This window comes from Bacillus sp. SIMBA_008 (genome assembly GCF_046535495.1).
GTDB lineage: Bacteria > Bacillota > Bacilli > Bacillales > Bacillaceae > Bacillus > Bacillus subtilis.
This window is the reverse complement of record NZ_JAWRWL010000795.1, coordinates 1-256: the sequence shown is the minus strand read 5'-3', so window position 1 is coordinate 256 and position 256 is coordinate 1. Positions and strand designations below refer to the sequence as shown.

The window sequence follows — 256 nt, the reverse complement described above, 5'->3', positions numbered from 1 at the left end:
AATTGACTCGTTGGATCTCCTTTAGGAAAGAACTCTGCTGAAAAATAAACAGCGAAAGCAGAGTAAACGTACCAGTCATACCATTCAATTAAATTGCCGACAGAACCTTTGAAAATATTGCCGGCGACTCGGTTAGATTTTACTTGAGCCATAATCATTCCTCCTCGTGCTTATAAATAAAATGATAATTATGAAAGCGTGTTCATTGTAGTTGAATTGTACTGTCTAAAGAATGAAATCTCAATATTATGACAAT

Annotated in this window: 1 pseudogene; it reads right to left on the bottom strand. The window is 34.8% G+C overall.

The window, feature by feature from the left end:
- A pseudogene (locus SB658_RS25495) lies at nt 1–152 on the bottom strand (alpha-ketoglutarate transporter); the annotation flags it as partial.
- Nucleotides 153–256: the final 104 nt, after the last annotated feature.